Source organism: Tsukamurella sp. DT100 (genome assembly GCF_049844855.1).
In the GTDB taxonomy this organism is placed as follows: Bacteria; Actinomycetota; Actinomycetes; order Mycobacteriales; family Mycobacteriaceae; genus Tsukamurella.
Genome location: NZ_JBNCLV010000002.1, coordinates 44,904 through 58,894, shown reverse-complemented (window position 1 = coordinate 58,894; position 13,991 = coordinate 44,904). Strand labels below are relative to the sequence as shown.

The following is a 13,991-nucleotide window of genomic DNA, read 5'->3' as shown; positions in this document are numbered from 1 at the left end:
GTTCAGACCGCGGGCTGCTGCTGCGTGATGCAGTGGATGCCGCCGCCGCGGGCGAACAGGGGCCGCGCATCGACGGTGACGATCTCGCGGCCGGGGTAGGCGGCCGCCAGGACCTCCACCGCCACGGCGTCGTTCGGGTCGTCGAACGAACAGGCCACCACCGCGCCGTTGACCACGACGTGGTTGATGTAGCTGTAGTCGACGAAGCCCTCGTCGTCGCGGAGCACCGTCGGGGCGGGGACCGAGAGCACCTCCCAGGCCCGGCCCGCGGCGTCGGTCGACCCCGCGAACGTCTCCCGCAACGCGGCGCACCGCGCGTGGTCGGGGTGCGACGGGTCGCGCTGGTCGTGCAGCAGGACGGTGCCCGGCGACGGGATGGTCGCGACGATGTCGACGTGGCCGCGGGTGCCGAAGGTGTCGGAGTCGCGGGCGAGCCCGAAGGGCAGCCAGATGGCGTGCGTCGCACCGATCGTGCGCGCCATCTCGGCCTCCACCTGCGCCTTCGTCAGGTCCGGATTGCGGCCCGGATCCAGCTGGACGGTCTCGGTCAGCAGGACTGTCCCGGCACCGTCGACATTGATGCCCCCGCCCTCGTTCACCAGCTCGGACCCGATGTACTCGGCTCCGGCGAGGTCGGCGACGAACCGCCCGATCCGGCTGTCCCGGTCCCAGGTCGCCCAGGACTGGCCGCCCCAGCCGTTGAAGATCCAGTCGACGGCGCCGAGCCGGCCTGCCTCGTCGACGACGAAGGTCGGGCCGATGTCGCGCATCCAGGCGTCGTTGAGCGGCGCCTCGACCACGTCGACGCGGCTCGACAGGTACCGCGCCGCGGCCGCGCGCTCGGCGGGATCGACGACGACGGTGACGGGCTGGAAGTCGACGACCGCGTTCGCGACCGCGGCCCACGTGGTGCGGGCGGAGTCCTGCTCCTCGGCGGTGTCGCCGAGCGAGTAGCCGGCCGAGGGGTAGGCCATCCAGGTGCGGACCTGGGGCGCCGTCTCCGACGGCATGCGCCACGTCACTTCGCACCCCCCAGCGGGCCGTTCGCCTCGACGGGCTCGACGAGCGGGCCGTAGGTGTCGGGCCGGCGCGTGGCGAGGAAGGGGAACAGGGTCAGCCAGTCGCGCCGCTGGTCCAGGTCGAGGTCGGCCACGAGTACGGCCGAGGCGTCGCGGGGCGCCTCGACGAGGATGCGGCCGTACGGGTCGGAGATGAAGGAGCTGCCGTAGAACGTGATCGCGCCCTCGTTCCCCCACCGGTTGGGCACCACCATGAAGGTGCCGCTCGAGATGCCGTTGCCGACGATCACCTGCCGCCACAGCGGGGCGGTGTCGAACGCGGGGTGGTCGGGCTCGGAACCGATCGCCGTGGGGTAGGCGATGACCTCGGCGCCGCCCAGGGAGTACGCCCGCGCGACCTCCGGGAACCACTCGTCCCAGCAGGTGGGGAGGCCGAAGCGGGCGCTGCCGAGCTCCGCGGGCGCGTGCACGGGGTACGGGTCGGCACCGTCGGCCTGCGCCGGGCCGCGGAGGAAGTAGGTGTCCTCGTAGTAGCCGGCGGTGACCGGGATGTGCAGCTTGCGGGTGCGGGCCAGCAGCTCGCCGGACGGGGAGACCATGATCGCGGTGTTGTAGCCGAGCGGCTCCGCGTCGGGGTGGCGCTCGTAGAGCGAGGCGTGCACCACGACGCCGTGCTGCTTCGCCGCGGCGGCCGCGAGGGCGAAGGTGGGCCCGGTCAGCAGGTCCTCGGCGAGGGCGCTGGGCTGCGCGCCGCCGCGCTCGAACGCCGGGTAGCGCAGCAGCGTGATCTCCGAGAGGAAGACGACCTTCGCCCCCGCCCCGGCCGCCTGCCCGATGGCATCGGTGAGCTCGGCCGCCAGCAGCGCGGCGTCGTCGTGCCAGCGGTGCTGCACGAGCGCGACGCGCAGCGGCTCCCGCTCGGGGGCGTCCACGCGGGCGGGCGACGCCGGGATCCCCGGCGCGACGATGAGCTCCATCTCGGTTCCTCCAGAATTTATCGATAGGCTTTCGATAAACGATAGCCCCGGGTGACCGCCGCCACAAGAGGCAAATCGAAAGCCTGTCGATTAGTCGCCCCGTCGGGTAGGTTCGTGCAGGTGAGCAGACGCGTCGGCCGGCCGAGCACCCCGCAACTCGACCGCGCCTCGATCGGCGCGGCGGCCCTGGAGCTCGTCGACCGGGAGGGTGCGCTGAGCATGCCGGCGCTGGCCCGTCGGCTCGGCGTCCAGGTCTCGTCGATCTACCACCACGTCGACGGCCGCGCCGGCGTCATCGGCCTGGTCCGCGACCTCGTGACCGCCGACATCGACGCCACGTGCTTCGCGACGGAGCCCTGGGACCGCGCCGTCGACACGTGGGCCCGCACCTACCGCACCGCCTTCGCCGCGCACCCCGCGGCGGTCCGCCTGCTCGCCACCGAGACGATCGGGGGGCAGCAGAACCTCGCGATGTACGCGGCCGCGACCGCCGGCCTGCTCCGCGCGGGCTTCCCGGTCGAGCAGGTGATGGGCATCGTCGTCGGCGTCGAGAACTTCCTGCTGGGAGCGGCGCTCGACGTCTCGGCGCCCGAGGTCCCCATCGCGGTGGACGACGACGAGGCCGCGACCGACGACCTGCGCCGGGCCCTCGCCGCGGCACCGTCGGGCCCGGAGCGCTCGCTGCAGGCCTTCGACCTGGGGCTCGCGGCGCTGATCGAGGGCCTGCGGGCGCTACTCGTCGCCGAGCAACAGCGCCAGTAGCAGCTCGGCGCGCACCCGCGCCGACTTGAGGTCCACCCCGAGCAGCTCCTCCGCCCGCTCCACCCGCGCCCGCGCCGTGTGCCGGTGCACCCCCAGCGCCGCGGCCGTCCCCTCCCACTGACCGTGGTGCTCGAGGTACGCCCGGAGCGCCTCGGCGAGGCCGTCGTGCGCGCGCAGCGGGTCCAGCAGCGCGCGGTCGAGCCGCGCGAGGGCATCGCGGGTGCCGGGGTCCGTGAACAGGGTCCGCCCGGCCAGCGCCGCGGCGTCGACGGTGCCGCCCCCCGGCCGCGCCGCGCGGGCCGCGAGTTCCGCCGCCGCGACCGCCTCGGCCACCGCGCCCGGCGCGTGCGGCGCCCCGAGCCCGAGCTGCAGCCGGCCGCGCTCGCCCGGCGCGAGGCCCGCGACCAGGGCGTCGGCGAAGGCGGGGCCGTCGTCGCCGCCGAGGAGCGCCACCACGCCGCCCGGGCCGGCCGCCTCGGAGACGAACACCGGGCGGCCCGCGTCGTGCAGCGCCGCCCGGACCGCGGCGATCACCGCCTCCGGGTCGGCACCCCCGCGGATCATCAGCGCGCGGACCCCGGACGGATCCGCCGCCTCCGCGACCAAGGGCGCCGCCTCGTCGAGGTCCCCACCCGCGGACAGGACCAGGCGCAGGGCCGCGGCGTTCATCCGCCACTGCGCGAGCCGCAGCCGCAGCGGTCGCTCGAAGTCCAGCGCGAGCAGGGAGTTGGCGTGGCCGATGAGCACGTGGTCCGTCGCCGAGGGTTCGCGCGGCAGCACCACCCCGAGGTGGCCGTGGCCGCGGTCGCCCACGCGGATGGGCTGGGTGACGATGGTGCCGTGCCGGGCGGCCGGGTCGGTCGACGGCGCCGTCACGGGCCCGACCGCGGACGCCGCGACGTGCGCGCGCGCCTGCTCACCCACCTCGCGCGCGACCGCCGGATCGAGCTCGGCCGGATGCGCCTGGACGACCCGGCCGCCGCGGTCCAGGAGGAGCGCCGCGCCACCGGATCCCACCGACAGCTCGCGCAGCGTCGCCGAGGGCCCGCCCGCGACCGCCGCGCGAGTCATGCGCTGCTGGGCCCGGCCCGCCGCCGCCTGCGCCGCGTTCGCGCGTCGCGCGATCTCGTCGATGACGGTGCGCGCGACGGCCACGAAGGGCGTCGGCAGGGGCACGTCGACGAGTGCGAGCCCGAACTCGTCGGCCGCGTCGACCAGGGCCGACGGTGCGCTGGCGCGGGAGACGCCGACGCCGAAGCCCAGCCCGGAGACGCCGCGGTCGGTGAGGCGCCGCACGTACTCCCGACAGCCCTCGTCGCCGGGCGGGATGCCGATGCCCGTGGTCAGGAGCATCTCGCCGCCGGTGAGCCAGGGTGTGGGGTCGGCGAGCTCGGTGGTGATGACGAAGGTGATCGGGACGTCCGTCGCCGCCGCGCCCGCGCGCAGCCCGAGGCCGAGGTCGCGCTGCCCCAGCAGCCAGCGCACCGTGACCGCCATGCCGCTCCAATCCGTCGAGTCGACGTCGTCGATTTCGCCATTCTGGCAGATGCGCGGCCCAGTGACCCAGCGCACAGTGAGAGCACTTCCCCGTCCCCCCACCGAAAGGGCCGCGATGTCCGACCGCCTCCAGAACTTCATCGACGGAGCGTTCGTCGACTCGACGTCGTCCGCGTCGATCGACATCGTCGACCCGGCGACCGAGACCGTGGTCGCGGTCTCGCCGGTCTCGACCGACGAGGAGGTGGCCGCCGCGGTCGCCGCGGCCGAGCGCGCGTTCCTCACCTGGGGCCGCACCACGCCGAGCGCCCGCCAGGCGGCGCTGCTGAAGCTCGCGGACGCCATCGAGGAGCACGCCGACGAGATCGTCGCCGCCCAGGTCCGCAACACCGGCCAGCTCGCGGCCATGGTGAAGTCCGAGGAGGTCCTGGTCTGCGCCGACCAGGTGCGCTTCTTCGCCGGCGCCGCCCGCCTGCTCGAGGGCCGCGCGGCCGGCGAGTACATGGAGGGCTTCACCTCGTACGTGCGGCGCGAGCCGATCGGCGTCGTCGGCCAGGTGACGCCGTGGAACTACCCGTTGATGATGGCGATCTGGAAGATCGCGCCCGCCCTCGCCGCGGGGAACACCCTGGTGCTCAAGCCCTCCGACACCACGCCCGAGTCGACGCTGGTGCTGGCGCGGATCGCGCAGGACATCCTCCCCGACGGCGTCCTCAACGTCGTGCTCGGCGACGGTGCCGTCGGCGCCCGGCTGGTCGGCGACCCCGCGCTCGGGCTGGTCGCGATCACCGGCTCCGTCCGCGCCGGCATCGCCGTGGCCACCGCCGCCGCGACGGACCTCAAGCGCGCCCACCTGGAACTCGGTGGCAAGGCGCCCGCCGTGGTCTTCGGCGACGCCGACGTCGCCCGCGCCGCCGAGGGCATCGCGCAGGCCGCGTTCTTCAACGCCGGCCAGGACTGCACCGCCGCGACCCGCGCGCTGGTGCACGAGTCCGTGTACGACGCCTTCGTCGCGGCCCTGGTCGCCCAGGCGCAGACCCTGCGGCCCGGCGCCCCCGACGATCCGGACGCCTTCTACGGCGCCCTCAACAACGTGCACCACTTCGGCCGCGTCATGGAGAAGCTGGCCGCGCTGCCCGCGCACGCGACGGTGGCGACCGGCGGGAAGCGCGCGGGCGAGACGGGCTTCTACGTCGAGCCGACAGTGATCACGGGCGTGCGGCAGGACGATCCGATCGTGCAGGAGGAGACCTTCGGCCCGATCATCACGGTGCAGCCCTTCGCGACCGAGGACGAGGCCGTCGCGCTCGCGAACGGCGTGCAGTACGGCCTCGCGTCGAGCGTGTGGACCACCGATCACGCCACCGCGAACCGGATGAGCATCCGGATCGACGCGGGCGCGGTGTGGATCAACTGCCACATCCCGCTCGTCGCGGAGATGCCGCACGGCGGATTCAAGCACTCGGGTTACGGCAAAGACCTCTCGGCGTACGGCCTGGAGGACTACACCCGAATCAAGCACGTCATGAGCAGCAACGACTGACCCCGACCGCACCGCCGATCACCGCCCGCCGAAGCCGCCGAGAAAGGCACCCCCGCGATGCAGAACGCCTCCCCCGCCGCCCACCCGCTCGATCCCCTCTCCGCCGACGAGATCCGCGCCGTCACGGCGCTGCTCGCCCGCGAGCACGGCGTGAACGCCGACTGGCGCTACGCCTCGATCGAGATGTTCGAGCCGAGCAAGGCCGAGATCACCGCCTTCGACACCGACGGGACGCCCGCTGAGCGCGTCGCCGTCGCGGTGCTCTTCGACCGCACCGCGAACCGCACCTACAAGGCCCGCGTCTCGCTGACCTCCGACACCGTGACGTCGTTCGACCACATCCCGGACGTGCAGGCGAACGTCACCGTCGACGAGTGGGACGAGGCCGATCAGGCCCTGCGCGCGCACCCCGACGTCATCGCGGCGCTGGCCGCGCGGGGGCACACCGACATGTCGCTGGTCTTCATGGACACGTGGACCTACGGCGCGGTGCTGATCCCGGAGGAGTTCGCGGGGCGCCGGATCGGCTGGTCCGACACCTGGGTCCGGGCGTCCGACGGTGCCAACCCCTACGCCGGTCCCGTCAACGGCTTCCACTGCGTGATCGACCTGAACACGATGGAGCTGCTGCGCATCGAGGACACCTTCCGCGTGGACACCCCGGAGATCATGGGCGAGTACGTGCCGCGGATGCTGCCCAAGGAGCTCCGCGAGGCGAGCACCCGCCCCGAGCGCAAGCCCCTCGAGATCACCCAGCCCGAGGGCCCCGGCTTCACCCTCGAGGGCAACAAGCTGACCTGGCAGAACTGGTCGCTGCGGGTGGGCTTCAACTACCGCGAGGGCATGACCCTGCACGCGATCACCTACAACGACAACGGGAACGTGCGCAAGATCGCGCACCGGCTCTCCTTCGCCGAGATGATGGTCCCCTACCGCGACCACTGCGAGGACCACTACCGCCGCACCGCCTTCGACATCGGCGAGTGGGGCCTCGGCTTCATGACCACCTCGCTCGCGCTCGGCTGCGACTGCCTCGGCGAGATCCGGTACCTGGACGCCACGCTCCACGACAGCAAGGGCGAGCCCTACGACATCGCCAACGCGATCTGCATCCACGAGGAGGACAACGCCGTCCTCTGGAAGCACGTGGACCACCACGCCGGCGCCGAGGTCCGTCGCATGCGCCGCCTCACGGTGTCCTTCCACGTCACCGTTGCGAACTACGAGTACCTCACCTACTGGCGGTTCTACGAGGACGGCAACATCGAGTGCGAGGTGCGGGCCACCGGCATCATGGTGGTCAGCCACTTCCCCGAGGGCGGCTCGCACCCGCACGGCACCCTCGTCGATCAGCGCACCTACGCGCCCTTCCACCAGCACTTCATCGTCGCGCGCATGGACCTCGACGTGGACGGCGAGAACAACACCGTCTACCAGTCCGAGACGCGGATGGTGCCCACGGGGCCGGACAACCCGTACGGCCTGTCGCTGCAGCAGGTGAACACGCCGCTGCGCACCGAGTCCGAGGGCAAGCAGGACCCGCACTACCCGACGCAGCGGTCGTGGAAGGTGGTCAACGACAACGTGAAGACGGGCCTCGGCACGTCCCCGTCGTACAAGCTGGTGGCCTCCGCGAACGTCCCCGCGATGTTCGACCCGGCGTCCCCCATCCTCGACCGCTGCCGCGCCATCGAGCACACCCTGTGGGTCACCCCGAACGACCGCGAGGAGCGCTGGCCCGCCGGCGAATTCGTGAATCAGGGCGGCGGCGGCATGGGCCTGCCTGCGTGGACCGCGGCCGACCGGTCGATCGAGAACACCGACGTGGTGCTCTGGTACACGTTCGGCATCCACCACATCACCCGGCCCGAGGACTGGCCGATCATGCCGGCCGACACGGTGAGCTTCTGGCTCAAGCCCTTCGGCTTCTTCGACCGCAACCCGTCGATCGACGTGGCGCCCACCCCGGCGAAGTCCTCGTCCTGCTGTTCCACCGAATCCGACGGTGCCGCCGCCGGATCGGCCTGCTGTGAGGGAGAGAAATGAAGGTCTACGTCGCTTACCTCGCGACCGACGGCGGCCGCGATGCGGTCGCGCTCGGCGTGCAGCTCGCCCGCTCTCTGAACGCGGAACTCGCTCTCGGCATGGTGGTCCCGCCCGATCAGGCCGGCGCGTACGTCTCCGGCGACCTCGTGGACCAGGTCCTCACGGATCAGGCCGATGCCTGGCTGACGCAGGCGCGCGAGCTCGTGCCGGGCGACGTCGAGGCGTCCACGCACATCGGCGTGTACGACTCGATCGCGGAGGGCATCATCGCCGAGGCGCAGCGCCTCGACGCCGCGATCGTCGTCGTCGGCGCGACGGGCGGCGGCCTGCTGGGCCGGCATTCGCTCGGTCCCGTGGTGAACGACCTCATCCACTCCTCTCCGGTCGCCGTCGCGCTGGCCCCGCGCGGGCAGCGGCACAGCAAGGCCGAGCGGGTGCGGTCGGTGACCTGCGCCGTGGGCGCACGGCCGGGCGCGGAGGAGCTCCTCGACGCCGCCATCGCGGGCGCCGAGCGCGCGGGCGTGCCCCTGCGGCTCGTCTCGCTCATCGCGGTCGACCTCATGCCCGGCGTGCACCAGGCCGACCAGGAGGCCCTCGAGAAGGCCCGCGCGCACTCGGCCACCGTGCTCGACGAGGCCCGGAACCGCCTGCCCGCCACCGCCGACGTGGAGTCGGTCGTCGTGCTCGGCGATACCGTCGAGGATGCCGTCAACAGCCTCGATTGGCACGCGGGCGACCTGATCATGGTGGGCTCGAGCCGCCTCGCCGCGCCGAAGCGCCTGTTCCTCGGCTCGACGGCCGCCAAGATGCTCCGCGTCCTCGACGTGCCGATGGTCGTCGTCCCCCGGGCCGGCCTCGCATGACCACCGCCGGAACGGGCCGCAAGGACCCCGGAGACGCGGCCCCGGTACGGCCCGCGGGCGGGACGGAGATCGTCGACAAGGGCCTGGCGCAGGGCAGCATCGGCACCCTCGCGGGCGCGATCCTCGGGATCTCGACGGTGGCGCCCGGCTACACGCTCACCGCGAGCATCGGCCTGATCGTCGCGTCGGTGGGGCTGAAGATGCCCGCGATCTTCATCGCCGGCTTCATCCCGATGTTCCTCACCGCGTACGCCTACCGCGAGCTCAACTCGCGCGTGCCCGACTGCGGCGCGTCGTTCACCTGGTCCACCAAGGCCTTCGGGCCCTACATCGGCTGGATGTGCGGGTGGGGCATGGTGCTCGCCACGATCATCGTGCTCTCGAACCTGGCCGCCATCGCCGTGGACTACTTCTACCTGTTCCTGGCGCAGGTCACCGGGAAGGAGTCGCTCGCCGACCTCGCCGCGAACAAGCCGGTGAACATCGCGACCACCCTGCTGTTCCTGGTGATCGCGACGGTCATCGCGGGCCGCGGCATCACGACCAGCGCCAAGGTGCAGTACGCGCTCGTCGGCTTCCAGATGGTGGTGCTGGTGGCGTTCGCGGTCACCGCGATCGTGCGGTCCGGCGGCGTCCCGACGGGGCTGCCCTTCTCCCTCGACTGGTTCAACCCGTTCACCGGCATCACGATCGCCGCCTTCGTCGTCGGCCTCACCGGCTCGATCTTCGCCTTCTGGGGCTGGGACACGTGCCTGACGCTCGGCGAGGAGTCGAAGGACCCGAAGACGGTGCCCGGCCGCGCCGGCCTGCTCGCCGTGGTCTCGATCCTCATCACCTACCTGCTGGTGGCGGTCGCCGTCATGATGTACGCGGGCGTCGGGACCGAGGGCGTCGGGCTGGGCAATCCGGACAACTCCGAGAACGTCTTCCGCCCGTTGGCGAGCCCGGTGCTCGGCGAGTTCGGCGGCCTGATGCTCTTCCTCGCGATCTTCGCCTCGTCGATCGCGAGCCTGCAGACCACCTTCCTGCCCGCCGCGCGGACCATGCTCGCGATGGGCGCGTACGGCGCGTTCCCGAAGAAGCTCGCCGCGATCCACCCCCGGTACCTGGTGCCGACCTACGCGACCGTGGTCTCGGGCGTCATCACGGGCGTCTTCTACGCCGTGGTGAAGCTGCTCTCCGACCGCGCCCTGCTGGACACGATCGCCGCGCTCGGCATCATGATCTGCTGGTACTACGGGATCACCGCCTTCGCGTGCGTGTGGTTCTTCCGCCGCGAGCTCTTCACCGGCCCGCACAACATCGTCTACAAGTTCCTGTTCCCGCTGATCGGCGGAACGATCCTCGCGGTCGTCTTCGTGATCTCGGTGCAGGAGAGCCTGAATCCCGAGAACGGCAGCGGCTCCTCGCTGTTCGGCATCGGGCTCGTCTTCTACATCGGGTTCGGCCTGCTCCTGCTGGGCGCCGTCCTCATGCTGATCCGGCGGGCCACCCACCCCGCCTTCTTCCGCGGCGAGACCCTCCGCCGCACCATCGCCCCCGTCGACGTCGACAAGGAGACCCTCCCATGACCGCAACGACCCCCTCGATCACCTACCGCCTGCCCCAGGTCCGCGACCTCGTGACCGCCCTCCCGGGACCGGAGTCGGCCCGCCTCGCCGAGCGCCGACGGTCCGCCGTCGCCGGCGGTGTCGGCTCCTCGGTGCCCGTGTACGCCGCGGACGCCGACGGCGGCGTCATCGTGGACGTGGACGGCAACTCGCTCATCGACCTGGGCTCCGGCATCGCCGTGACCAGCGTCGGCGCCTCCGACCCGCGGGTGGCGGAAGCCGTTGCGACGCAGGCGCAGCACTTCACCCACACCTGCTTCATGGTGACCCCCTACGAGGGCTACGTCGCGGTGGCCGAGCGGCTCAACGCACTCACGCCGGGCGACCACGACAAGCGCACCGTGCTGTTCAACTCCGGGGCCGAGGCCGTGGAGAACGCGATCAAGGTCGCGCGCCTGACCACCGGCCGCGACGCCGTTGTCGCCTTCGACCACGCCTACCACGGGCGCACCAACCTGACGATGGCGCTGACGGCGAAGACCATGCCGTACAAGAAGGACTTCGGGCCCTTCGCGCCCGAGGTGTACCGGATGCCGATGTCCTACCCGTACCGCGACGCGGCCGCCGGCCTCGACGCCGACGGCAAGGCCGCAGCGGCACGCGCCATCACTCAGATCGAGAAGCAGATCGGTGGCGACGCGGTGGCCGCGATCATCATCGAGCCGATCCAGGGCGAGGGCGGCTTCATCGTGCCCGCCCCCGGCTTCCTCCCCGCCCTCGCCGCGTGGGCGAAGGAGAACGGCGTGGTCTTCATCGCCGACGAGGTGCAGACCGGCTTCGCCCGCACCGGCGCCTGGTTCGCGTGCGAGGACGAGAGCGTGGTGCCGGACATCATCACCATGGCCAAGGGCATCGCGGGCGGCATGCCGCTGTCCGCGATCACCGGCCGCGCCGACCTGCTCGACGCCGTGCATGCGGGCGGCCTCGGCGGCACCTACGGCGGCAATCCCGTCGCGTGCGCCGCGGCGCTCGCCGCGCTGGACACGATGGAGGACCTCCAGCTGCCGGCGCGCGCCCGCGCCATCGGCGAGACGGCCGTGCGCCGGCTGCGGGCCCTGGCCGACGAGGTCGGCGTGATCGGCGACGTCCGCGGCCGCGGCGGGATGATCGCGATCGAACTGGTCCACCCCGGAACCTCGGAGCCGGACGCCGAGTTGACCAAGGCCATCGCGGCCAAGGCCCTCGCCGCCGGCGTCGTGATCCTCACCTGCGGCACCTACGGCAACGTCGTGCGCCTGCTGCCCCCGCTGGTGATCGGCGACGAGCTGCTCGACGACGCCCTCACCGTGCTGGAGACGGCGATCCGCGAGGCCTCCGCCTAGCGGCGCCGCGGAGGCCTGCGCCTGCGGCGAGGCCCCCGGCGCTCGCCCGCCGCAGAGCCGCCCCCTCCGGTTGTGGCGCTCTCGGATTCTGTCCGTTCCGGACACGCTGTCCGTACCGGACAGAATTCGAGAGCCGTCCGCGCGCATCCCGTACCCGCTCCTCGTCACACCCGCCTGCCCCACTGCCTCGAAAGGCCCTCGTGAACGTCACCGACCTGATCAACTCCGTCCCGACCGGCCTGTGGTCGAACGGCTCGTCCACCCCGAGCGAGTCCGGCCGCACCTTCGACGTGATCAACCCCGCGACCGGCGAGGTCCTCGCGTCGGTCGCGAACGCGACGCCCGCCGACGCCACGGCCGCCCTGGACGCGGCGAGCGCCGTCGCCGACGAGTGGGCCGCCACCGCGCCCCGCGTGCGGGCCGAGATCCTGCGCGCCGCGTTCGAGGCCGTGACCGCGCGCGCCGACGACTTCGCGCTACTCATGACGCTGGAGATGGGCAAGATCCTGCCCGAAAGCCGCGGCGAGGTGGCCTACGGCGCCGAGTTCCTGCGCTGGTTCTCCGAGGAGGCCGTGCGCATCGGCGGCCGCACCGCGACCGCGCCCGCCGGCACCGGCGAGATCGCCGTCGTCAAGGAGCCCGTCGGGCCGTGCCTGGCGATCACGCCGTGGAACTTCCCCCTGGCCATGGGCACCCGCAAGATCGGGCCCGCGCTGGCCGCCGGCTGCACCGTGGTCGTCAAGCCGGCCGAGGACACCCCGCTGACGATGCTGCTGCTCGCGCAGGTCTTCGCCGAGGTGGGCCTGCCGCCCGGCGTCCTGTCGGTGCTGCCCACGCTGGACGCTCCGACCGTCGTGGGCGGGCTCATGGCGGACCCGCGACTGCGGAAGGTCTCCTTCACGGGCTCCACCGGCGTCGGGAAGATCCTCCTCGCCCAGGCGGCGAACAACGTGCTGCGCACCTCGATGGAGCTGGGCGGCAGCGCCCCCTTCGTGGTGTTCGACGACGCCGATCTCGACAAGGCCGTCGACGGCGCCATGCTCGCCAAGATGCGCAACGGCGGCGAGGCCTGCACCGCAGCCAACCGCATCCTGGTGCAGAACGGCATCCGCGAGGCCTTCACCACCAAGCTCACCGAGCGCGTCGCGGCGATGCGGGTCGGTCCGGGCTGGGACGCCGAGTCCGCCATCGGCCCGATCATCAACGCCAAGCAGCGCGGCTCCATCGCCGCGCTCGTCGACGAGGCCGTCGCCGCCGGCGCCACCGTCCGCACGGGCGGCAAGCCCGTCGACGGTGCCGGGTTCTTCTACGAGCCCACCGTCATCGACGGCCTGCCCGACGACGCCCGCATCCGCCGCGACGAGATCTTCGGCCCCGTCGCCGCGATCGTCGGCTTCGACACCGAGGAGCAGGGCGTGGCGATGGCCAACGACACCGAGTACGGGCTGGCCGCGTACTTCTTCACGGAGAACGTCGGGCGGGCGCAGCGCGTCGCGCGGCGGCTGCAGGCCGGGATGGTCGGCGTCAACCGCGGCGTCATCTCCGATCCGGCCGCCCCGTTCGGCGGGATCAAGCAGTCCGGCCTCGGCTCCGAGGGCGGCAGCGAGGGCATCGAGGAGTACCTGAACACGAAGTACATCGCGCTCCCGCCCGTGTGACGGGGCCCGCACGCGTGCGGGTGGCGCTCCCGCGCGCCGGTAGGGTGGCGACGTGCGTCGATTGCAACAACTCCTGTGGGGCGCGACGCTCGTCGTGGTCCTGGCGCTCGCCGCGGTCGGGGGCGCCGGGTACCTGCTGTTCGGCGGCGACCAGCAGGATCCCCTCCGCAAGGTCGACGCGATCATCGTGCTCGGCGGCGAGCACGACGGCCGTGAGGAGTACGGCATCCGGCTCGCCCAGGAGGGCTGGTCGAAGAACGTCGTGCTCTCGAACCCCTACGACCACGACCGCACGATGCGGGAGCTGTGCGGTACCCGCGTGGGCGACATCAGCGTGACCTGCGAGGTACCCGTGCCGAGCACCACCCGCGGCGAGGCGATCTTCACCGAGCGGCTCGCGAAGCAGAACGGTTGGACCTCCGTGATCGTGATCAGCTGGGGCTATCACCTGACCCGCTCGCGCTACATCTACGGCAACTGCTTCTCCGGCGACACCGTCATGCGGGCGGTTCCCCGCGAGTACGACTACGGCCCCGCCGACTGGGAGCTGATCTACCTCTACCAGTTCGTGGGCACGGCGAAGGCCGTGGTCCAGGGCGGCTGCGGCTAGGGCCTTCGCGCCGGTTCCACTTCCTCCGAGAGCGCTCGGGCGTTAAGGTTGCGTCAAGATCGTGCGTAAGAGGTGAAAGGGCGG

The 13,991-nt window shown here is 72.3% G+C and carries 11 protein-coding genes; 8 read left to right on the top strand and 3 right to left on the bottom strand.

What is annotated here, in order from left to right; genetic code table 11:
• Window positions 1-2: 2 nt before the first annotated feature.
• Window positions 3-1,022: an agmatine deiminase family protein gene (locus ACLQ3K_RS04035; protein WP_425997210.1), complete on the bottom strand. Its 1,020-nt coding sequence runs from the start codon at window positions 1,020-1,022 to the stop codon at window positions 3-5.
• Entirely contained in the window at window positions 1,019-1,996 is a 978-nt protein-coding gene (locus ACLQ3K_RS04030) for a nitrilase-related carbon-nitrogen hydrolase (protein ID WP_425997208.1), read from the bottom strand. The genes ACLQ3K_RS04035 and ACLQ3K_RS04030 overlap by 4 nt, the downstream gene beginning before the upstream one ends.
• Before the next feature lie 120 nt (window positions 1,997-2,116).
• On the opposite strand from ACLQ3K_RS04030, the gene ACLQ3K_RS04025 reads away from it, so the two are divergent.
• Entirely contained in the window at window positions 2,117-2,758 is a 642-nt protein-coding gene (locus ACLQ3K_RS04025; RefSeq protein ID WP_425997206.1) for a TetR/AcrR family transcriptional regulator C-terminal domain-containing protein, read from the top strand.
• Here the strand turns inward: ACLQ3K_RS04025 and ACLQ3K_RS04020 are convergent.
• Window positions 2,729-4,255, bottom strand: a complete 1,527-nt coding sequence (locus ACLQ3K_RS04020; protein ID WP_336669533.1) for a PucR family transcriptional regulator — start codon at window positions 4,253-4,255, stop codon at window positions 2,729-2,731. The two genes, ACLQ3K_RS04025 and ACLQ3K_RS04020, sit on opposite strands and share 30 nt — an antisense overlap.
• 115 nt (window positions 4,256-4,370) lie before the next feature.
• On the opposite strand from ACLQ3K_RS04020, the gene ACLQ3K_RS04015 reads away from it, so the two are divergent.
• The 7 genes from ACLQ3K_RS04015 (at window position 4,371) to ACLQ3K_RS03985 (ending at window position 13,907) form a co-directional block, all read left to right on the top strand.
• A complete protein-coding gene (locus ACLQ3K_RS04015) occupies window positions 4,371-5,798 on the top strand; it encodes an aminobutyraldehyde dehydrogenase (protein ID WP_425997204.1) in 1,428 nt (475 codons plus the stop codon).
• A 57-nt stretch (window positions 5,799-5,855) separates the two neighbouring features.
• Entirely contained in the window at window positions 5,856-7,844 is a 1,989-nt protein-coding gene (locus ACLQ3K_RS04010; RefSeq protein ID WP_224644853.1) for a primary-amine oxidase, read from the top strand.
• Window positions 7,841-8,707 (top strand): universal stress protein, encoded by an 867-nt coding sequence (locus ACLQ3K_RS04005; RefSeq protein WP_425997202.1) that lies wholly within the window; start codon window positions 7,841-7,843, stop codon window positions 8,705-8,707. Before ACLQ3K_RS04010 ends, ACLQ3K_RS04005 begins: the two co-directional genes overlap by 4 nt.
• Window positions 8,704-10,278 carry an APC family permease gene (locus ACLQ3K_RS04000; protein ID WP_425997200.1) on the top strand — a complete coding sequence of 525 codons (1,575 nt, stop codon included), beginning with the start codon at window positions 8,704-8,706 and terminating at the stop codon, window positions 10,276-10,278. Before ACLQ3K_RS04005 ends, ACLQ3K_RS04000 begins: the two co-directional genes overlap by 4 nt.
• Entirely contained in the window at window positions 10,275-11,639 is a 1,365-nt protein-coding gene (gene gabT / locus ACLQ3K_RS03995; RefSeq protein ID WP_425997198.1) for a 4-aminobutyrate--2-oxoglutarate transaminase, read from the top strand. The genes ACLQ3K_RS04000 and gabT overlap by 4 nt, the downstream gene beginning before the upstream one ends.
• A gap of 200 nt (window positions 11,640-11,839) precedes the next feature.
• A complete protein-coding gene (locus ACLQ3K_RS03990; RefSeq protein WP_425997196.1) occupies window positions 11,840-13,297 on the top strand; it encodes an NAD-dependent succinate-semialdehyde dehydrogenase in 1,458 nt (485 codons plus the stop codon).
• 52 nt (window positions 13,298-13,349) lie between these two features.
• Window positions 13,350-13,907, top strand: coding sequence for a YdcF family protein (locus ACLQ3K_RS03985; protein ID WP_425997194.1), 558 nt, complete (start codon window positions 13,350-13,352; stop codon window positions 13,905-13,907).
• Window positions 13,908-13,991: the final 84 nt, after the last annotated feature.